Here is a 19,652-nt window from a genome sequence, read left to right as displayed (position 1 = left end):
GGCGGTACGACCGCCGGGGCCGTCCGACAGGTCAAGAACATCAATGAAAGCCATTGCCCGACAAGCCGCCGGCTTGCTGTATTGCGCTCTCTGTCTGCCCGCTTTGGCCCTCGCTGCAGACAACCAGCCCACCCACGAGTTCACCCTGGACAACGGCCTGAAGGTCGTGGTCCGTGAAGACCATCGCGCGCCCGTGGTGGTGTCCCAGCTCTGGTACAAGGTCGGCTCCAGCTATGAGACGTCCGGCCAGACCGGCCTCTCCCACGCCCTGGAGCACATGATGTTCAAGGGCAGCCGCAAGCTCGGCCCCGGTGAAGCCTCGCGCATCCTGCGGGAGCTGGGCGCAGAGGAAAACGCGTTCACCAGCGACGACTACACCGCCTATTACCAGGTGCTGGCCCGCGACCGCCTGGGCGTCGCCTTCGAGCTGGAAGCCGACCGCCTGGAAAGCCTCAAGTTGCCCCCCGAGGAGTTCAAGCGCGAGATCGAGGTGATCAAGGAAGAACGCCGCCTGCGCACCGACGACAAGCCGACGGCCAAGGCCTTCGAACGCTTCAAGGCCATGGCCTACCCGGCCAGCGGTTACCACATCCCCACCATTGGCTGGATGGCCGACCTCAATCGCATGAAGGTGGAGGAACTGCGTCACTGGTACGAGTCCTGGTACGTGCCGAACAACGCCACGCTGGTGGTGGTGGGCGACGTCACCCCGGACGAGGTCAAGGGCCTGGCCGAACGCTACTTCGCCGGCATCCCGCGTCGCGACGTGCCGCCCACGAAGAAGCCCCTGGAACTGACCACGCCGGGTGAGCGCCGCCTGACCCTGCACGTTCGCACGCAATTGCCGAGCCTGCTGATGGGCTTCAACGTGCCGGGCCTCGCGACCGCCAAGGACGCCCGCCAGGTCCACGCCCTGCGCCTGCTCGCCACCCTGCTCGACGGCGGCTACAGCGCCCGCCTGCCGAGCCGCCTGGAGCGCGGCGAGGAACTGGTCAGCGGCGCGTCCGCCTGGTACGACGGTTTCCCCCGAGGCGACAGCCTGTTCGTCATCAGCGCCACCCCCAACGTGCAGAAGGGCAAGACCCTCGACCAGACCGAAGCCGGTATCTGGCGCCAACTGGAGGACCTGCAGAAGACGCCGCCCAGTGCCGAGGAACTCAAGCGCGTGCGCGCCCAGGTCATCGCCAACCTGGTCTATGAGCGCGACTCCATCACCAGCCAGGCCACCACCATCGGCCAGCTGGAAACTGTCGGCCTGTCCTGGAAACTGATGGACCAGGACCTCGCCGCCCTGGAAGCCGTGACCCCCGCCGATATCCAGGCTGCCGCCAAGACCTTCTTCACCCGCGATCGCCTGAGCGTCGCCCACATCCTGCCCGAGGAGGCCCCGCAATGAGTGAGCGCAACGGCCTGCGTTACGGCCTGCTCGGCCTGGCCCTGATCGCCCTGCTCGGCGTGCTCGGTTTCATCGTCAACCATCCTGACAGCACCGCCACCGCCGAAACCGCCGCCCCTGCCCAGGGTCTTCAGTCCCTGGCTGAACTGGACGGCAAGGCGCCCAGCCGCCGCAGTCTGGAAATCCAGAGCTGGAAGACCGCCGAAGGCGCCAAGGTATTGTTCGTCGCCGCGCCTGAGCTGCCGATGTTCGACCTGCGCCTGACCTTCGCCGCCGGCAGCAGCCAGGATGGCGACGCCCCCGGTCTCGCCACCCTGACCAACGCCATGCTCAACGAAGGCGTGGCCGGCAAGGATGTCACCGCCATCGCGGAAGGCTTCGAGGGCCTGGGCGCCGAGTTCGGCAATGGCGCCTACCGCGACATGGCCATCGCCAGCCTGCGCAGCCTCACCGCCCCCGAGCAGCGCGAGCCGGCCCTGCAGCTGTTCACCCAGGTGATCGGCGCCCCGACCTTCCCCGAGGACTCCCTGGCGCGGATCAAGAACCAGATGCTCGCCGGCTTCGAGTACCAGAAGCAGAACCCCGGCAAACTGGCCGGCCTGGAACTCTTCGACAAGCTCTACGGCAAGCACCCCTACGCCCACCCCAGCGACGGTGACGAGAAGTCCATTCCCGCGATCACCGTGGCCCAGCTGCGCGCCTTCCACCAGAAGGCCTACGCCGCCGGCAACGTGGTGATCGCCCTGGTGGGCAACCTGTCCCGCGCCGAGGCCGAGGCCATTGCCAACCAGGTATCGAAGGCCCTGCCGCAAGGCCCGGCGCTGCCCAAGCTGCCTGAACCCGAAACACCCAAGCCCGGCATCAGCCACATCGAGTTCCCGTCCAAGCAGACCCACCTGATGCTGGCCCAACTGGGCGTCGACCGTAACGATCCGGATTACGCTGCCCTTTATCTGGGCAACCAGATCCTCGGTGGCGGTGGCTTCGGCACCCGTCTGATGGACGAAGTGCGAGAAAAGCGCGGCCTGACCTACGGCGTCAGCTCCGGCTTCACCGCCATGCAGGTCAAGGGCCCGTTCATGATCGGCCTGCAGACCCGCGCCGAGATGAGCCAGGGCACCCTCAAGCTGATCCAGGACATCGTCCGCCAGTACCTCGCCGACGGCCCGACCCAGAAGGAGCTGGACGATGCCAAGCGCGAAATCGCCGGCAGCTTCCCGCTGTCCACCGCGAGCAATGCCGACATCGTCGGCCAGCTGGGTGCCATCGGCTTCTACGACCTGTCGATGACCTACCTGGAAGACTTCATGGCCAAGGTCCAGGCCCTGGACGTGTCGCAGGTGAAGGCCGCCATGGCCAAACACCTCTCCCCCGATCAGTTCGTCATCGTCACCGCCGGTCCGACCGTTGCCCAGAAGGACCTGCCGCCTCCCACCGACAAACCCGCCGAAATGCCCACCGGCGTACCGGAGCACTGATGCGCAAGCCAAACGCCAAACCCGCCAAGCCCAACCACGGCGGCCAGGGCCAGCTCCGCATCATCGGCGGCGAATGGCGCTCGCGGCGCTTCGCCTTCCCCGACGGCCCCGGCCTGCGCCCCACGCCGGACCGGGTGCGGGAGACGCTGTTCAACTGGCTGGCACCGTATGTCGAAGGCGCACGGGTACTGGACCCCTTTGCCGGCAGCGGCGCGCTCTACCTGGAGGCGCTGTCCCGCGGCGCCGCCGAAGGCCTGGCCCTGGACCTCAACCCCGACTCGGTGGCTGCCTTGCGCAGCCACCTGGACGTGCTGCGTTGCAGCCGGGGCCTGCTGCTGCAGAGCGACGCCCTGCGCTACCTGGAAACCCAGGCGCCCAGCGCCTTCGATCTGGTCTTCCTCGATCCGCCGTTCAACCAGGGCCTGCTGTCACCCGTTTGCGGCCTGCTGGAACAACGGGGCTGGCTAGCTCCCCGCGCCTGGGTCTATACCGAAAGCGAGACCCCGCCCTCCACGCTGGGCCTGCCGGGCAACTGGCGCCTGCACCGGGAGAAGAAAGCCGGACAGGTGTACTACGCCCTGTGGCAACGCTCGGTCGGAGAGCACCTAGACGCTTGAGCAACGGCAACACCGATGATCCCGTTCCACTCTCCGGGCACCGCCCCTGCCAGCTTCCAGCCCGCGTGGTGGCTGCCCGGCCCGCACCTGCAGACCCTCTGGTCGCCCTTCTGCCGCACGCCGCCGCACCTGGAACGCCAGCGCGAGCGGCTGTGGATGGATGATGGGGACTTTCTCGACCTCGACTGGCACGGTCCCCATGAAGCCAAGGCCCCGCTGGTGCTGGTTCTCCATGGGCTGACCGGCTCCTCCAGCTCCCTCTATGTGCTCGGCCTGCAGAAGGAAACGGCGGCGCGAGGCTGGTCCAGCGTGGCCATCAACTGGCGCGGCTGCTCCGGCGAGCCGAACCTGTTGCCTCGCGGCTACCACTCAGGGGTGAGCGAAGACCTGGCGACCGTGATCCGTCACCTGCGCGCCGCCCGCCCCCTGGCCCCGCTCTATGCGGTGGGCTATTCCCTGGGGGGCAACGTGCTGCTCAAGTACCTGGGGGAAACCGGCGACGACTGCGGCCTGGAAGGCGCGGTGGCGGTGTCGGTGCCCTATCGCCTGGACCAGTGCGCCGATCGCATCGCCCTGGGCTTCTCGCGGGTCTACCAGGCGCACTTCATGCGCGAGATGGTGGCCTATGTGAAGAGCAAGCAACGCTTGTTCGCCCACCAGGGCCAGGCAGATCACCTGTCCACCCTGGAACGCCTCGGCTCCCTCGAAGGGCTGCGCACCTTCTGGGACTTCGACGGCCGCATCACCGCCCCGCTGCACGGATTCAGTGACGCCCATGATTACTACCGCCGCGCCTCCAGCCGGTATTACCTGGGCGGCATCCGCGTTCCCACCCTGTTGATCCAGTCCGCCGACGATCCTTTCGTCTTCCGCCATAGCCTGCCGGAAGCCCACGAACTCTCGGTGAGCACCCGGATGGAGCTGCATGCGAACGGCGGCCACGTGGGCTTCATCGAGGGTTCGCCGCAGAAACCCGCCTACTACCTGGAACGGCGGATTCCCGACTGGCTGGACAGCTGCCGCTAGGCCGAGACCACCTGCTCCAGCGGCACGTACAGTTTCTCGTACAGCGCCTTGACTGCCGGCTGCACCTCGGGGGCCAGGTAGCCGCTTTCCAGCGCCAGCACCTGATAGATGCCGCGGCGCAGCAACTCCTGGCTGAGATCTCCGGCGTCGCCGCGGGTAGTGCAGAGGAAGCGCACCCAGGAGGTGACGATGATCCAGCTGTTGAGGGTCAGCGCCTCCACCTGGGCGGCGTTCATGCGCAGGATGCCGACGTTGACGAAGCCCCTATAGATCGCCTGGGCGTGGTCCAGGCAACGCTGGGCGAACAGGCGGTAGCGCGCGGCGAGATCGGCATCCGACTCCAGCAGGTGCTCCAGGTCACGGTGCAGGAAGCGGAAGTCCCACATGGCCGCCAGCAGGGACTCCAGGTAGTAGGTCTTGTCCTCCACCGTCACCTCGCGCCCTTCCGGCAGGCGCAGGAAGCTGTCCACCCGCTGTTCGTAGTGGCCGAACAGCTCGGCGATGATCTCCTGCTTGTTGCGGAAGTGGTAATAGAGGTTGCCCGGTGACATGCCCAGGTGCGCGGCGATGTGGTTGGTGGTCACGTTGCGCTCGCCCTGGGTGTTGAACAGCCCGAGGCTCTCCAGAACGATGCGGTCGCGGGTCTTGGGTCGTGGGGACATCGGGCGGTACTTCCTGCAATCGGTGGGACGCTGCGTGCGCCAAAGGTACACCGCGCGAGCCTCGGGAAACACCCGGTGTTACCCGGAGCCGGTCCCTCCAGCTTTTCGATGGGCTGCCATCCGACGGACCGGCAGGCAAGCTATTTGACAGATTAGAGCAATTGCTCTAAAAATCCAGCGACACCACAACAACAGAGCCCTTCCGCATCCTTCACGGATACGGACAACGCTCCCGGAGCCTTCGAGGAACCGCGCCATGGTCGCCGACGTCGCCTACCTGCAACAGAGCCAGCAGCAGATCAGCCAGCTGGAGTCCCTCTTCCAGCGCCAGCGCGACGCCTCTCGCGCCAACCCCATGCCCAGCGCGGAACAACGCATCCAATGGCTCAAGTCCCTGCGCGAGCTGCTGTTCGCCGAGCAGGACGCCCTGGTCGCCGCCATTTCCCAGGACTTCAGCAACCGCTCCGCCGACGAGACCCTGCTGGCCGAGATCATGCCCAGCCTCCACGGCATCCATTACGCCACCAAGCGTGTGCGCAAGTGGATGAAGCCCTCCCGGCGTGGCGTCGGCATGGCCTTCCAGCCAGCCTCGGCCAAGGTGGTCTACCAGCCCTTGGGCGTAGTAGGCGTGATCGTGCCCTGGAACTACCCGCTGTTCCTCGCCATCGGCCCGCTGGTGGGCGCCCTGGCTGCCGGCAACCGGGTGATGATCAAGATGAGCGAATCCACCCCGGCGACCTCCCAGTTGGTGAAGGACCTGTTGGCGCGCATCTTCCCCGAAGATCTGGTGGCCGTGGCCCTGGGCGAGGCGGACGTTGGCGTGGCCTTTTCCCGCCTGCCCTTCGACCACTTGCTGTTCACCGGCGCCACCAGCATCGGCAAGCACGTGATGCGCGCCGCCGCCGAGAACCTGACCCCCGTGACCCTGGAGCTGGGTGGCAAGTCGCCGGCCATCGTTTCCGCCGACGTCCCCCTGGCCGACGCTGCCGAGCGCATCGCCTTCGGCAAGACCCTCAACGCCGGCCAGACCTGCGTGGCGCCGGACTATGTGCTGGTGCCGGAAAACCGTGTCGAAGGCTTCGTCGAGGCCTATCGCCAGGCGGTGCAGGGCTTCTTCCCACAGCTGGCCAACAACCCCGACTACACCGCCATCATCAACGAGCGCCAACTGGGCCGCCTCAAGGGCTACCTGACCGACGCCGAAGCCAAGGGCGCACGCGTGGTGCCGCTGTTCCCCGAGGCCCAGGGTCGCCGCCTGCCCCACACCCTGGTGCTGGACGCCACCGACGACATGAAGCTGATGCAGGATGAAATCTTCGGCCCCCTGCTGCCCGTGGTGCCCTATCGCCGCATCGACGACGCCTTCGCCTACATCAATGACCGCCCGCGCCCACTGGCCCTCTACTACTTCGGCTATGGCAAGGCCGAGCAGCAGCGCGTGCTCCACGAGACCCATTCCGGCGGCGTGTGCCTGAACGACACCCTCCTGCACGTGGCCCAGGACGACATGCCCTTCGGCGGCATCGGCCCCTCCGGCATGGGGCACTACCATGGCCACGAAGGGTTCCTCACCTTCAGCAAGGCCAAGGGCGTGTTCATCAAGCAGCGTTTCAATGCCGCGAAGATGATCTACCCGCCCTACGGCAAGGCCATCCAGAAGCTGATCTACAAATTCTTCGTCCGCTGAAGCGGGCGTTTCGCAGGCAGATAACAAGAATGAGCGAAACCACCCTCGACGCGCCGGGGCTTTCCCGGCGCAACCTGCTCAAGGTCGGCCTGTTCGGCTCGGCCTTCCTCGCCACCGCCGGGGTCACCGCCAGCCTCACCGGCTGCTCGGCCAGCGTGCCGGCCGGCGGCTTCGCGGTACTGCGTGACTCCGACATGCCCTTCCTCCGAGCCCTGGTGCCGGTGATGCTGGAAGCCGCCGTGCCCGCCGGGAAGATGGCCCAAGCGGTGGACGGCACCCTGCAGAGCCTCGACTACGCCCTGCACCGTCTGTCCCCGGAGATGCTCAAGCTGACGCTGCAGCTGTTCGACGTGCTCGCCCTGCCGATCACCCGTGGCCCGCTGACGGGTATCTGGGGTAGCTGGGAGAAGGCCAGTGCCCAGGACATCCGCGAATTCCTCGCGCGCTGGCAGAACAGCTCCATCGGCCTGCTGAAGATGGGCCACGCCTCCCTGCTGCAGCTGGTGATGATGGCCTGGTACGGACGGCCGGAGTCCTGGGCCCACTGCGGCTACCCCGGCCCGCCCACCGTTTGATGCAGTGTTCGGCCCGTCCGGACATAGCCGTGGAAAACAACAAGAACTCGCCCGAGACACCGACATGCCTGTACCCGATCTGTTCGCCGAAGGCCTGGCCCGCGGCTGGAAGACCCACAATGGCTCGCGCCTGGACCACGACCTGACCCTGGAAGCGGACGTCGCCATCGTCGGCAGCGGCGCCGGCGGTGGCACCACCGCGGAAATCCTCAGCACCGCCGGCCTCAAGGTGCTGCTGATCGAGGAAGGCCCGCTGAAGACCAGCTCCGACTTCAAGATGCAGGAAGCCGAGGCCTATCCCAGCCTCTATCAGGAAGGCATCGGCCGGATGACCAAGGACGGTGCCATCACCATCCTCCAGGGCCGCGCCGTGGGCGGCACCACCCTGGTGAACTGGACCTCCAGCTTCCGGACCCCGGACCCCACGCTTGAACACTGGGCCCGCGAGCACGGCGTGAAGGGCCTGTCGGTGGCCGAGATGGCCCCCTGGTTCGAGAAGATGGAACAACGTCTGGGCGTCGCGCCCTGGGCCATTCCGCCGAACCCGAACAACGACGTGATCCGCCTGGGCTGCGAGAAGCTCGGCCTTCACTGGAAAGTCATCCCGCGCAACGTGCGCGGTTGCTGGAACCTCGGTTACTGCGGCATGGGCTGCCCCACCAACGCCAAGCAGTCGATGCTGGTCACCACCATCCCCGCCACCCTCGAGAAGGGCGGCGAGCTGCTTTACCTGGCCCGCGCCGAGAAGCTGCTGATCGAGGGCGACAAGGTCACCGGCATCGAATGCCTGGGCCTGGACGAACGCTGCGTGGCGCCCAATGGCCGCAAGATCACCGTCAAGGCCCGCCACTACGTGCTGTCCGGCGGTGGCATCAACACCCCCGGCCTGCTCCTGCGTTCAGGAGCACCCGACCCGCACGGGCGCACTGGCAAGCGCACCTTCCTGCATGTGGTGAACTTCTCCGCCGCCCAGTTCGACCGGGTGATCAACCCCTTCTACGGGGCGCCCCAGTCCATCTATTCCGATCACTTCCAGTGGGACGACGGCGCCACCGGGCGCATGTCCTACAAGCTGGAAGTGCCGCCCCTGCAGCCGTCTCTCACCACCACCCTGCTGGGCCGCTTCGGCGTCGACAACGCCCTGCGCATGGAACAGCTGCCCCACACCAACGTGATGCTGGCGCTGATGCGCGACGGCTTCCACCCCGACAGCGCCGAAGGCAGCGTGGAACTGCGCGGCGATGGCAGTCCGGTTCTCGACTACCGCATGACCGACTACACCTGGGACGGCATTCGCCGGGCCTTCCACGTCATGGCCGAGATCCAGTTCGCCGCCGGCGCCCGCGCCGTGTTGCCGCTGCACAGCGACGCCGACTACGTGAAGACGCTGGACGACGCTCGCAAGCTGATCGACGGCCTGCCCCTTGAGCTCTACCGCGCCCGCCTGGGCAGCGCCCACGTCATGGGCGGCTGCGCCATGGGCGAGGACCCGAAGCAGGCGGTGACCGACAGCCTCGGCCAGCATCACCAGTTGGCCAACCTGTCGATCCACGACGGCTCGCTGTTCCCCACCAGCATCGGCGCCAACCCCCAGCTGTCGGTCTACGGCCTGACGGCTAAACTGGCTAGCGCCCTGGCCGAGCGGCTGGGCAAGGCGTGAACGGCTGTAGGCCCCGGCGTACAAATCTTGGCCGCAGGGGCCTGCTGCGCTACCATCCGATTCCCTTTCGGCCCCCTGCCAGGACGTCGCGATGAACCGAGTGTTGTATCCGGGCACCTTCGACCCCATCACCAAGGGTCACGGCGATCTGATCGAGCGCGCCGCGCGCCTGTTCGATACCGTGATCATCGCCGTAGCCGCCAGCCCGAAGAAGAATCCGCTGTTCAGCCTGGAGCAGCGCGTCGAGCTGGCCCGCGAGGTCACCAAGCACCTGCCCAACGTGGAAGTGGTGGGCTTCTCCGGCCTGCTGGCGCACTTCGTCAAGGAGCAGAACGCCAATGTGTTCCTGCGTGGACTGCGCGCGGTGTCCGACTTCGAGTACGAATTCCAACTGGCCAACATGAACCGCCAACTGGCGCCGGACGTGGAGAGCATGTTCCTCACGCCGTCGGAAAAGTACTCCTTCATCTCGTCCACCCTGGTACGCGAAATCGCGGCCCTGGGCGGTGATATCAGCAAGTTCGTGCATCCCGCCGTAGCCGCCGCCCTGGCTGAGCGCTTCAAGCGCTAACGACCGTCCCGCCGCGATCGACACGTGCGTCGATCGCGGCAATCCGGCACAATTCCGCTAATTTCTGTTGAAGGCCGCCGCTGCCTGGCGACGGTAGGAGTTGTTCCCATGTCCCTCAAGATCACCGACGACTGCATCAATTGCGACGTCTGCGAACCCGAGTGCCCGAACGGCGCGATTTCCCAGGGCGAAGAGATCTACGTGATCGACCCCAACCTGTGCACCGAGTGCGTCGGCCACTACGACGAGCCCCAGTGCCAGCAAGTCTGCCCCGTCGATTGCATTCCGCTCGACGAGAACAATGTCGAAAGCAAGGATGAGCTGATGCAGAAGTACCTGAAGCTCACCGGCAAGGCCTGATCCATGGGCCGCCCGGTACGCGGCTCGTTTCACCGTGGCGCGCTGCTCGCGACGCTGCTCCTGCTCTGCGCGAGTGCCCTGCAGGCGGCAGAGCCGGGCCGCGCGGCGGTCGCCACGCCTCATCCGTCAGCCACCGTAGCCGGGCTGGAAACCCTCGCCCAGGGCGGTAACGCCTTCGACGCCGCGGTGGCCATCAGCGCCGCTCTGGCGGTCGCCGAGCCCTATGGCTCGGGCCTGGGCGGTGGCGGTTTCTTCCTGTTGCGCCAGGGCGGCGACAAGCCGGTCTACCGCTTCCTCGATGCCCGCGAGCGCGCGCCGCTGGCCGCCCACCCACGCCTGTACGTGCGAGACGGCAAGGCCGACCCCGGCCTTTCCCTGGACGGCCCCCTCGCCGCCGCCATCCCCGGCCTGCCGGCGGCCTTGGCGGACCTCTCCGGCCACTACGGCCGACTGCCCCTGGCCGACAGCCTGGTCCCCGCCATCCGCCTGGCGCGCGACGGCATCTCCGTGGACCGCATCTACCGCGAGCGTGCCAGCTGGCGCCTGGCGGCCATGCGCGACGATCGCGAAACGGCGCGGCTGTTCCTCGACGCCAAGGGCGAGATCCCGGAAGAGTTCAGCCTGCTGCGCCAGCCGGAGCTGGCCGACACCCTGGAACGCATCGCCCGCTACGGCAAGGCGGGTTTCTACAACGGCCCCACTGCCGAGCGGCTGGTGGAGGGCGTGAACGCCGCTGGCGGCATCTGGAGCCTGCGGGACCTGGCCGACTACCGCACTGTGGAACGCCAGCCGATCCGCTTCCGCCTGGCCGAAGGCCGCGAACTGATCAGCGCGCCGCCACCCTCGGCCGGCGGCATCGCCCTGGCCCAGAGCCTGGCCATGCTGCAGGAGCTGCCCTGGCGCAAGGCCGACCGCATTCAGCGCACCCATTACGTGGTGGAAGTCCTGCGCCGCGCCTATCGCGACCGGGGCCTGCTGGGCGACCCGGACTTCGTCGCCGTGCCCCAGGCCAAGCTGCTGGACCCTGGCTATCTGAAACAGCTCGCCGCCGGCATCGACGCCCGCCGCGCCACCCCCAGCAGCAGCCTGCCGCCCTCGCCGCCCTGGCGTGAAGGCGACCACACCACTCACTTCGCGGTGATCGACAAGGACGGCAATGCCGTGGCGGCCACCCTGTCCATCAACCTGCCCTTCGGCGCCGCCTTCACCGTGCCCGGCACCGGCGTGCTGCTGAACGACGAGATGGACGACTTCGCCGCCAACCCGACGGGCTCCAATGCCTACGGGCTGACCGCCAGCCAGGCCAATGCCGTGGCGTCGGGCAAGCGCCCGCTGTCGTCGATGAGCCCCACCTTCATCGAGAGCGACCAGGAATTCGCCGCCTTCGGCACCCCCGGTGGCAGCCGGATTCCCAGCATGGTGCTGCTCTCGATCCTGGAGTATCTGGACGGTCAGCCCGTGAACCGCTGGCCCTCGGTGGCGCGCTATCACCATCAGTACCTGCCGGACCAGATCGAGCACGAACCGGGCGCATTCAGCAGCGCCGACAGCGCCGAACTGCGTGCCCGCGGCTACAGCCTCAAGCCCCTGGAGCGCAACTACGGCAACCAGCAGGTGCTCTACTGGAACAAGGCCAAGGGCAGCCTTGAAGCCGCCAGCGACCCACGCGGCGTGGGCCTGTCCGAAGTGCTCGAAGTCGAGAAGATGAAATCAGCGGCCCCGTAGGGTGGACCACGCTTCATCGGTCCACCATCCAAGTCCAGACGCAGGCACGGCCGGGGACAAAAACGCCGACGGCCCCGAATGGGGCCGTCGATGAGAAGACCTGACTGCGGCTCAGTAGCCTTCTTCGTCGTAGCCGCTGATGGTGCAGCCCAGGCAACGGACGAAGGCTTCTCGGCCCGGCTCTACCACCAGCGCGTTGGCCGCTTCCTTGACGTTACCGCCCATGGCCGAGAACGGCAGGCTGATGACGAACAGGCCGGCGCCAATCACCGTGGCACCGATGAGCAGCGGGCGGGCGATCAGGATGTCGCCAGCCATGCTGTAGCCGCTCGGGGCGTTGGCGGTGTACATGGGGTCGCCGCTGGTATTTTGCTGCTCGACCACTTCCGCGCAGGCCGGCAGCGCCAGCAGGCCAGTGGTCAGCGCCAGGACAGCAGCGGTGGTGCGGAACAGGTTCATGCGGGCGATCCTTCAGCAAGGTGAGTGCGAAAACTATACAGCGAGTGGCCGATTGACAGCGTGACGGCCTTCAATCGCCATTAAAAGCGTAGTCGGGTTTTTTCGGCACGTAGGGGCGGTAGAAGGCCAGCAATTGATGCAGGTCGGCCGACTCGTCGCCAGTGGGGTAGAAAGGCTGGCCGAACACCACCCGGCGGTTGGCGTAGTCCAGGGCCGCCGGGACGATGGGCACGTTGGCGCCACGAGCGATGTGGTAGAAGCCCATCTTCCAGCGCTCCACCCGCTTGCGGGTGCCTTCCGGCGAGATGATCAGCATGAACTCGCGGCTCTGGCGGAATTGCTCCACCGCCTGCTCCACCATGTTCAGCTTGAGGTGGCGATGGATCGGCACCCCGCCCCAACGCTTCAGAAGACCGCCGAAGGGCCGGCGGAACAGGGTGTGCTTGGCGAACCAATGACCATTCAGGCGCAGGATGAACTTCACCGCGAGGAAGATCACGAAATCCCAATTGGAGGTGTGGTGGGCGCCGATCACCACGAACTTGTCGAGGGCCGGCAGGCTTCCCTCGATGCGCCAGCCCATCAGGCGCAGGACGCCGTGTCCGACTGCCTCGGCAAACGGATTGCGGGGCAGGTAATTACCGTGCATGGAAACGTCTTCTTTCTTGTAATCGTCAGGCAAAGGATGGAAGGCGGGCGCCGAGTCTGACAACCCGGCGCGCATTCAGCGTTGGCAGCGCGGGCAGTAGACGCTGGCGCGCTGGCCGAGGCGGATTTCCCGCAGGGTGGAACCACACTGCTTGCAGAACTCGCCGCCACGGCCGTAGACGAACAATTCCTGCTGGAAATATCCCGGTTTGCCGTCGCCGCCCACAAAGTCCCGCAGGGTGGTGCCGCCGCATTCGATGGCCTGGGCGAGGATGCGTTTGATCTCCTCGGCCAGCTTCACGTAGCGCGCCCGGGAAATGGAGCCCGCCTCGCGGCGCGGGTCGATGCCAGCGGCGAACAGCGCCTCGCTGGCGTAGATGTTGCCCACCCCCACCACGACCGCGTTGTCCATGATGAATGGCTTGACCGCCATGCTGCGACTGCGGGACAGCTGGTAGAGACGCTCGCCGTCGAACAGGTCGGTCAGGGGCTCGGGACCCAGGTGGCGCAGCAGCTCATGGTTCAGCGGGTCGTCGCTCCAGAGCAGGGCGCCGAAGCGGCGCGGGTCGGTGTAGCGCAGGGCCATGCCCGACTCCAGCTCGATATCCACGTGCTCGTGCTTGGCGGCGGGCAGGCCGGCTTCCACAAGGCGCAGGCTGCCGGACATGCCCAGGTGGCTGATCAGGGTGCCGGCCTCGGCTTCCAGCAGCAGGTACTTGGCGCGGCGCTCCACCCGCAGGATGCGCTGGCCGGAGAGGCGCACATCCAGATCCTCGGGGATCGGCCAGCGCAGGCGGCGCTCGCGCACGATCACGCGACTGACGCGCTGGCCTTCGAGGAAGGGCGCGATGCCCCGGCGGGTGGTTTCGACTTCGGGTAGTTCAGGCATCTGGAACTCGGTATTCGGGAAGGCGGCTCAGCTTACGCCAAGCTCGCGAATGCTTTCCTTGAGGTTCTCGAAGTCGTACTCCGAGAGTCCCACGTAGTCCAGCACCTGCGCACGAATGCTCATCCACTCGTAGTCCTCGGCCTGGTTGCCCAGCACCAGATGGGAGGCGCAGACGTGCTCCGCCATCTTGAGGATCGCCAGGAGGGTCTTCAGCTGGGCGTCGCGGACGGAGTCGTCGGAGAAGATGGACAACGCGTTGTGATGGTTGGCGATGGCCTCGCAGAGGTGCTCCGGCAGGCGCCAGGAACGCGCGGTGAAATAGCCCACCACGGCGTGGTTGGTGTTCAGCAGACGGTTCTCGGTATCCACCACGCGGCGCTCGGGGCCGGCGCTGGCATAGGCCTCCTCCAGCACCGTCATGTAGTCCGGGAAACGCTTGAGCATCAGCGGGATGCCGCAGTTGTGGAACAGCCCGAGGGCGTAGGCCTCGTCGGCGGACTGGTAGCCGATGCGCTTGGCCAGGGTCAGGCAGGTCATGGCCACGTCCTGGGCGGTGTCCCAGAAACGATTCAGGGTGACGATGGTTTCATCGCTCATCTCGCCCTTGATGGACTGCGCGTTGATCAGGTTGATCACCGTGTTGCAGCCCAGCAGGTTCACCGCCTGCTGAATCGATGCGATCCGGTTGGTCAACCCGAAGAACGGCGAGTTGACGATCTTCAGCAGCGCGCCGGACAGGCCCGGGTCCTGGCTGATGAGGCGGGCGATGGACTTCAGGTCCGGGCTGGGCATGACCTGCTCGATTTGCAGGTCGACCATGATCTGTGGCTGCGGCGGCACACTGATGCCCTGCAGGACCTGGCGAATCTGATCTGCGGAAAGTTCTTGAGCCATGGGGGATGAGGAAGAGTCTGACCGAGGCGACAGTCTACCCGTTGGACCGGACGGTTGCGCGGCCTTTCGGGTGATTTCCGGCCCGCCCCGGACCCCGCCGGGCGGCCCCCGGAGCGGGCCTTGCCTAAGGTATAATCCCCGCCTTTTTTCCGGAGAGTGACACATGTCCCTGCCCAGCCTGCGCCTCAAAGCCAATGCCGATCGACGCCTGCGCGCCGGCCACCTGTGGGTCTACAGCAACGAAGTGGACGTGGTCGCCACTCCCCTGAACCTCTTCCAGCCGGGCGATCAGGCCATCCTCGAAGCCGCTGGCGGCAAGCCCCTGGGCGTGGTCGCCCTCTCCCCGAACAACCTGATCTGCGCCCGCCTCGTGTCCCGCGACGTCAAGCACGTGCTGGACAAGTCCCTGCTGGTACACCGTATCAACGTCGCCCTGAGCCTGCGTGAACGTCTATTCGACAAGCCGTTCTACCGCCTGGTCTACGGCGACTCCGACCTGCTCCCCGGCCTGGTGGTGGACCGCTTCGGCGACATCCTCGTGGTGCAGCTCGCCTCCGCCGCCATGGAACGCAACAAGGCCGCCGTGCTCGATGCCCTGGTGCAAGTGCTGAAACCCCGTGGTGTGCTCTGGAAGAACGACTCCAGCGCCCGCGAAGCGGAAGGCCTGGAGCGTTACGTGGACACCGCCTTCGGCGTGGTGCCCGAGTGGGTCGCCCTGGAAGAGAACGGTGTGAAATTCGAAGCCCCGGTGCTGGAAGGCCAGAAGACCGGCTGGTTCTACGACCACCGCATGAACCGCGCGCGCCTGGCGCCCTACGTGAAAGGCAAGCGTGTGCTCGACCTGTTCAGCTACATCGGTGGCTGGGGTGTGCAGGCTGCCGCCTTCGGCGCCAGCGAAGTGTTCTGCGTCGATGCCTCCGGCTTCGCCCTCGACGGCGTGGAGCGCAACGCCACCCTCAACGGCGTGGCTGAGCAGGTCACCTGCGTGGAAGGCGACGTGTTCGAAGCCCTGAAGGAGCTCAAGGCTGCCGAAGAACGCTTCGACGTGGTGGTCGCCGACCCGCCCGCCTTCATCAAGCGCAAGAAGGACCTGAAGAACGGTGAGGCTGCCTACCGCCGCCTCAACGAACAGGCCATGCGCCTGCTGAACAAGGACGGCATCCTGGTCAGCGCGTCCTGCTCCATGCACCTGCCGGAAGACGACCTGCAGAACATCCTGCTGAGCAGCGCTCGCCACCTGGACCGCAACATCCTCCTGCTGGAACGCGGCGGCCAGGGCCCGGACCATCCGGTGCACCCGGCCATCGCCGAAACCCGCTACATCAAGAGCCTGACCTGCCGCCTGCTGCCCAACAGCTGAGAACTGGTCGAAGTCTCGTAGGGTGGGCTGAAGCCCACCCTACGAGCTGACGGCCAGGCCTGTGTGGGGGCAAATCAATTCGCCCCCACAGGATTCAATGCAGGATCTGCGACAGGAACGCCTTCGCCCGCTCGCTCTTCGGCGCGTTGAAGAAGGTTTCCGGCGGGCTGTCTTCGACGATGCACCCGCCCTCCAGGAACAGCACCCGTTCCGCCACCTGCCGCGCGAAGCCCATCTCGTGGGTCACGCAGAGCATGGTCATGCCACTGCCGGCCAGCTTCACCATCACGTCCAGCACCTCGCCCACCATCTCCGGGTCCAGCGCCGACGTGGGCTCGTCGAAGAGCATGATCTTCGGCTCCATGCACAGTGCCCGGGCGATGGCCACGCGCTGCTGCTGGCCGCCGGAGAGCTGGCTCGGGTACTTGTGGGCGTGGCTTTCGATGCCCACCTTGCGCAGGTACTCGCGAGCCCGCTCTTCGGCCTGGGCACGGGTGAGGCCGCGCACCGACATGGGCGCCAGGATGCAGTTGTCCAGCACGCTCATGTGGGGGAACAGGTTGAAGTGCTGGAACACCATGCCCACGTCCCGCAGCACTTCCGCACCCCGGCGCGGATCGGCCATCAGGTCGCAGCCGTTGATCTGGATGCGTCCGCTGCTGGCGCCTTCCAGGCGGTTGATGCAGCGGATCAGCGTCGACTTGCCGGAGCCCGAGGGCCCGCAGAGCACGATGCGCTCCCCGGGCCGTACCACCAGGTCGATGCCCTTGAGCACGGCGAAATCGCCGTAGTGCTTTTCCAGGCCCTCGATCACCACCGCCGGCGTCTGGGGCACGGCGGCCAGGTGGGGGGTCTGCTGGGGGGCGGCTTTCATGCTCGATAACATTTTCTTGTCCTCATTGTTCCGTATCGGCAAGTCGGGGGCCCGGCGGCTCAGCGAAAGCGCTGGGCGCTGTAGGGCGTGGGGTCGGTGAAGGGCCGGTCGCCGGTCATCATCTCCGCCAGCAGGCGGCCACTGACCGGGCCCAGGGTCAGGCCGTGATGGGCATGACCGAAGTTGAACCAGAGGCCCGCGTGGTCCGGCGCGGCGCCAATCACCGGGCGCATGTCCGGCAGGCACGGGCGGCGTCCCAGCCAGGGCTCGGCATCCAGGCGCCGGCCCAGAGGGAACAGCTCGCGGGCGAGGCGTTCGGCGCGGCGCAGCTGGATTTCGTTGATCGGGTCTTCGGGGTCGGCGAACTCGATGCCGGTGGTCAGGCGGATACCCCGCGCCATGGGCGCCAGCACGTAGCCGCTCTGGGCATCACAGACGGAATGGCCCAGCTCGGCACCTTCGGCCGGGGCGTAGTGCATGTGATAGCCGCGCTTGATGGCCAGCGGAATGCGGTAGCCCAGGTTGCGGAACAGGTCGCCCGATTGCGGCCCCATGGCCACCACCACCTCGGGAGCGTGCAGCTCAACGCCGTCCACACTGAGGCTCCAGCTGCCGTTAAGCGGGCGCAGACCCTTGGCGTCGCCCTTGAGCAGACGGCCGCCACGGCGCACGAAGAGGTCGGCGTAACCGCGCACCAGGGCGCCGGGGTCGAGCACCGTCTTCGGGTCTTGCCAGTGGATGCCGCCAGCGGCGACGGCACCCAGGTGAGGTTCGCACTGGCGCAGGGTCGCCCCGTCCATTACCTCGAAGCGCAGGCCGAAGCGGCCGAGGGCGCGCGCCTCGGCGACGGCCTGGTCGAGGGCTTCGCGGCTGCGGTAGACGTCCATCCAGCCCCGGGCGCGGATCAGGTGCCCAAGACCCGCTTCCTCCACCAGCCGGTCATGCTCCTCCACACAACGCTCCACCAGCGGCAACATGGCGCGGGAGGCCTCCTCCAGCCGGCGTGCCGAGGAATGGTGCCAGTACGACGCCAGCCAGGGCGCGAGCTTCGGCAGGTAGGTCGGGCTGTAACGCACGTCCGGCTGCTGGTTCAGGCCATAGCGCAGCAGCGCCGCGAAACTGCGGGGAAAGGCGTAGGGCACCACGCTGGAACGCTCGATCAGGCCGGCATTGCCGTGACTGGTGCCGGTGCCGGGCTCGGCGCGGTCCACCAGGCACACGTCACGGCCGCGCGCCTGGAGGTGGAGGGCAGTGGAGACGCCGACAATGCCGGCGCCCAGGACAAGGATGTCGCAGTCCATGGAAAGGTCCTTCGGTGGGCACTCTGGTAGTGCTTCGATTTCGAGAGGGTTAGCGCAGGTGGCGGCCCAGACGTCCTTCGACCAGCAGCAGGCCGCGCCGGATCAGCTCCACCAGCACCAGGTAGAGGACCGCCGCCCAGAGGTAGAGCTGGAAGTCGAAGGTGCGGGAAAAACCGGCCTTGGCCACGCCCATCAGGTCGTGGATGGTCACCAGGGAGGCAATGGCGCTGGCCTTGATCATCAGGATCAGTTCATTGCCCAGCGGCGGGATGGCCACCAGCAGCGCCTGCGGCAGCACCACCTTGAAGAAGGTCGTGGCGCGGGACAGGCCCAGGGCCGAGCTGGCTTCGTACTGGCCGGGGGCGATGGCCAGCAGGCTGCCGCGAAAGATCTCCGCCTGGTAGGCGGCGGTGTTCAGGGTGAAGGCCAGCAGCGCGCAGCTCCAGGCGTCGCGGAAGAACCACCAGAGCCCGGCGTCCTGCCAGAACTCGCGGAAGGAGCCCACGCCGTAGTAGAGCAGGAACAACTGGGCCAGCAGCGGTGAGCCCCGGAACAGGTAGACGTAGCTGCCACTGAAGCCGCGCAGGAAACGGTTGCCGGAGTTGCGTGCCAGCGCCAGCAACAGCCCCAACAGCATGCCGAGGCTGAAGGAGATGGCCACCAGCTTGCCGGTCACCAGCAGGCCTTCCAGCAGGCGAAGGCCGTAGCGCTCGAACAGCTCGGGATCGACGAAGAAATGCAGGAACTCGCTCATGCGCGCTGACTCCTGTGGCCGAGGCTGTAGCGTTTCTCGGCGTAGCTGAACACGCGACCGGACAGGGCGGAGAAGAACAGGTAGATCAGGCAGGCGCAGCCGTAGAACAGCATCGGCTCCTTGGTGGCGCTGACCGCCAGGTTGGTCTGGCGCATCACGTCCACCAGGGAAATGGTGGAAACCAGCGACGTGTCCTTGAGCAGGCTCAGCCAGTTATTCGACAGGCCTGGCAGGGCGACACGGGTCAGCTGCGGCAGGATGACCTTGAAGAAGGCGGTGGCACGGGACAGGCCCAGCACCTGGGCGGCCTCGTACTGACCCTTGCCCACCACCTTGAACGCCCCCAGCCAGACCTGGCTGGAGAAGGCGGCGAACACCAGGCTGAACGCGACCATGGCAGCGAGGAACGCATTGATGGTGACTTCGGCGTGGTAACCGAAGTGGGCCAGCACCTTCTGCGCCCCGATCTGGCAACCGTAATAGACGATCAACAGCGTCAACAGCTCCGGCAGGCCACGGAACACCGTGGCGAAGGCCGAAGCCAGCGCACGCCGCCAGGGGCTCGGCGAACGGGCGCCGAGGGCGACGGCCAGCCCCAGCGCCAGTCCCGGCGGCACGCAGGCCAGCGCCAGGGACAAGGTGACCAGGGCGCCGGCAAGCAGGGCCATGCCCCAGCCGCCTTCCCCCAGGGAAAGGAGAGCCAACTGCTCGAACAT

The 19,652-nt window shown here is 66.8% G+C and carries 20 protein-coding genes; 11 read left to right on the top strand and 9 right to left on the bottom strand.

All coding sequences use genetic code 11. The features are described from left to right. The first annotated feature begins 43 nt into the window (after nucleotides 1–43). The 4 genes from TQ98_RS00610 to TQ98_RS00595 are packed head-to-tail and all read left to right on the top strand — an operon-like array spanning nucleotide 44 to nucleotide 4,517. Nucleotides 44–1,396, top strand: a complete 1,353-nt coding sequence (locus TQ98_RS00610; RefSeq protein WP_044871015.1) for a pitrilysin family protein — start codon at nucleotides 44–46, stop codon at nucleotides 1,394–1,396. Further along, nucleotides 1,393–2,874, top strand: coding sequence for a pitrilysin family protein (locus TQ98_RS00605; protein WP_044871014.1), 1,482 nt, complete (start codon nucleotides 1,393–1,395; stop codon nucleotides 2,872–2,874). Before TQ98_RS00610 ends, TQ98_RS00605 begins: the two co-directional genes overlap by 4 nt. Then, complete coding sequence (gene rsmD, locus TQ98_RS00600) at nucleotides 2,874–3,491, top strand: 16S rRNA (guanine(966)-N(2))-methyltransferase RsmD (protein ID WP_044871013.1); 618 nt, start codon at nucleotides 2,874–2,876, stop codon at nucleotides 3,489–3,491. The genes TQ98_RS00605 and rsmD overlap by 1 nt, the downstream gene beginning before the upstream one ends. 15 nt (nucleotides 3,492–3,506) lie before the next feature. Next, nucleotides 3,507–4,517, top strand: coding sequence for a hydrolase (locus TQ98_RS00595; protein WP_044871012.1), 1,011 nt, complete (start codon nucleotides 3,507–3,509; stop codon nucleotides 4,515–4,517). Here the strand turns inward: TQ98_RS00595 and TQ98_RS00590 are convergent. Then, nucleotides 4,514–5,179, bottom strand: coding sequence for a TetR/AcrR family transcriptional regulator (locus TQ98_RS00590; protein ID WP_044871011.1), 666 nt, complete (start codon nucleotides 5,177–5,179; stop codon nucleotides 4,514–4,516). The two genes, TQ98_RS00595 and TQ98_RS00590, sit on opposite strands and share 4 nt — an antisense overlap. Nucleotides 5,180–5,435: 256 nt before the next feature. Between TQ98_RS00590 and TQ98_RS00585 the strand changes: the two genes are divergently transcribed. The 6 genes from TQ98_RS00585 (at nucleotide 5,436) to ggt (ending at nucleotide 11,757) form a co-directional block, all read left to right on the top strand. After that, a complete protein-coding gene (locus TQ98_RS00585; protein ID WP_044871010.1) occupies nucleotides 5,436–6,866 on the top strand; it encodes a coniferyl aldehyde dehydrogenase in 1,431 nt (476 codons plus the stop codon). Between the two features lie 29 nt (nucleotides 6,867–6,895). Beyond that, a complete protein-coding gene (locus TQ98_RS00580; protein WP_044871009.1) occupies nucleotides 6,896–7,441 on the top strand; it encodes a hypothetical protein in 546 nt (181 codons plus the stop codon). A 64-nt stretch (nucleotides 7,442–7,505) separates the two neighbouring features. Beyond that, a complete protein-coding gene (locus TQ98_RS00575; RefSeq protein WP_103102831.1) occupies nucleotides 7,506–9,101 on the top strand; it encodes a GMC family oxidoreductase in 1,596 nt (531 codons plus the stop codon). 91 nt (nucleotides 9,102–9,192) lie between these two features. Then, entirely contained in the window at nucleotides 9,193–9,672 is a 480-nt protein-coding gene (gene coaD / locus TQ98_RS00570) for a pantetheine-phosphate adenylyltransferase (RefSeq protein ID WP_044871006.1), read from the top strand. 108 nt (nucleotides 9,673–9,780) lie between these two features. Continuing rightward, on the top strand, nucleotides 9,781–10,032 hold the full coding sequence (locus TQ98_RS00565; protein ID WP_044871005.1) for a YfhL family 4Fe-4S dicluster ferredoxin: 252 nt from the start codon (nucleotides 9,781–9,783) through the stop codon (nucleotides 10,030–10,032). Nucleotides 10,033–10,035: 3 nt separating this feature from the next. Next, on the top strand, nucleotides 10,036–11,757 hold the full coding sequence (gene ggt, locus TQ98_RS00560) for a gamma-glutamyltransferase (RefSeq protein WP_044871004.1): 1,722 nt from the start codon (nucleotides 10,036–10,038) through the stop codon (nucleotides 11,755–11,757). Between the two features lie 111 nt (nucleotides 11,758–11,868). Here the strand turns inward: ggt and TQ98_RS00555 are convergent, their stop codons facing one another. The 4 genes from TQ98_RS00555 to TQ98_RS00540 form a co-directional block, all read right to left on the bottom strand. Further along, nucleotides 11,869–12,216: a hypothetical protein gene (locus TQ98_RS00555; RefSeq protein ID WP_044871003.1), complete on the bottom strand. Its 348-nt coding sequence runs from the start codon at nucleotides 12,214–12,216 to the stop codon at nucleotides 11,869–11,871. A 70-nt stretch (nucleotides 12,217–12,286) separates the two neighbouring features. After that, on the bottom strand, nucleotides 12,287–12,865 hold the full coding sequence (locus TQ98_RS00550; protein ID WP_044871002.1) for a lysophospholipid acyltransferase family protein: 579 nt from the start codon (nucleotides 12,863–12,865) through the stop codon (nucleotides 12,287–12,289). Between the two features lie 75 nt (nucleotides 12,866–12,940). Next, nucleotides 12,941–13,753 carry a bifunctional DNA-formamidopyrimidine glycosylase/DNA-(apurinic or apyrimidinic site) lyase gene (gene mutM, locus TQ98_RS00545; protein WP_044871001.1) on the bottom strand — a complete coding sequence of 271 codons (813 nt, stop codon included), beginning with the start codon at nucleotides 13,751–13,753 and terminating at the stop codon, nucleotides 12,941–12,943. A 27-nt stretch (nucleotides 13,754–13,780) separates the two neighbouring features. Beyond that, on the bottom strand, nucleotides 13,781–14,593 hold the full coding sequence (locus TQ98_RS00540; RefSeq protein WP_177410201.1) for an HDOD domain-containing protein: 813 nt from the start codon (nucleotides 14,591–14,593) through the stop codon (nucleotides 13,781–13,783). 217 nt (nucleotides 14,594–14,810) lie between these two features. Between TQ98_RS00540 and TQ98_RS00535 the strand changes: the two genes are divergently transcribed. Next, nucleotides 14,811–16,007, top strand: coding sequence for a class I SAM-dependent rRNA methyltransferase (locus tag TQ98_RS00535; RefSeq protein WP_044870999.1), 1,197 nt, complete (start codon nucleotides 14,811–14,813; stop codon nucleotides 16,005–16,007). Nucleotides 16,008–16,101: 94 nt separating this feature from the next. Here TQ98_RS00535 and TQ98_RS00530 read toward each other — a convergent pair whose 3' ends face one another. Genes TQ98_RS00530 through TQ98_RS00515 form a run of 4 tightly spaced genes read right to left on the bottom strand, consistent with a single transcriptional unit; the run spans nucleotide 16,102 to nucleotide 19,652 of the window. Continuing rightward, nucleotides 16,102–16,881, bottom strand: coding sequence for an amino acid ABC transporter ATP-binding protein (locus TQ98_RS00530; protein WP_044870998.1), 780 nt, complete (start codon nucleotides 16,879–16,881; stop codon nucleotides 16,102–16,104). A gap of 59 nt (nucleotides 16,882–16,940) precedes the next feature. Further along, nucleotides 16,941–18,182, bottom strand: a complete 1,242-nt coding sequence (locus TQ98_RS00525) for an FAD-dependent oxidoreductase (RefSeq protein ID WP_044870997.1) — start codon at nucleotides 18,180–18,182, stop codon at nucleotides 16,941–16,943. Between the two features lie 49 nt (nucleotides 18,183–18,231). Next, nucleotides 18,232–18,936 carry an ABC transporter permease subunit gene (locus TQ98_RS00520; RefSeq protein WP_044870996.1) on the bottom strand — a complete coding sequence of 235 codons (705 nt, stop codon included), beginning with the start codon at nucleotides 18,934–18,936 and terminating at the stop codon, nucleotides 18,232–18,234. Continuing rightward, nucleotides 18,933–19,652, bottom strand: a complete 720-nt coding sequence (locus TQ98_RS00515) for an ABC transporter permease subunit (protein WP_044870995.1) — start codon at nucleotides 19,650–19,652, stop codon at nucleotides 18,933–18,935. The genes TQ98_RS00520 and TQ98_RS00515 overlap by 4 nt, the downstream gene beginning before the upstream one ends.

The organism is Pseudomonas sp. LFM046 (genome assembly GCF_000949385.2).
Classification (GTDB): Bacteria; Pseudomonadota; Gammaproteobacteria; order Pseudomonadales; family Pseudomonadaceae; genus Metapseudomonas.
This window is presented reverse-complemented; position numbering and strand designations above follow the sequence as displayed.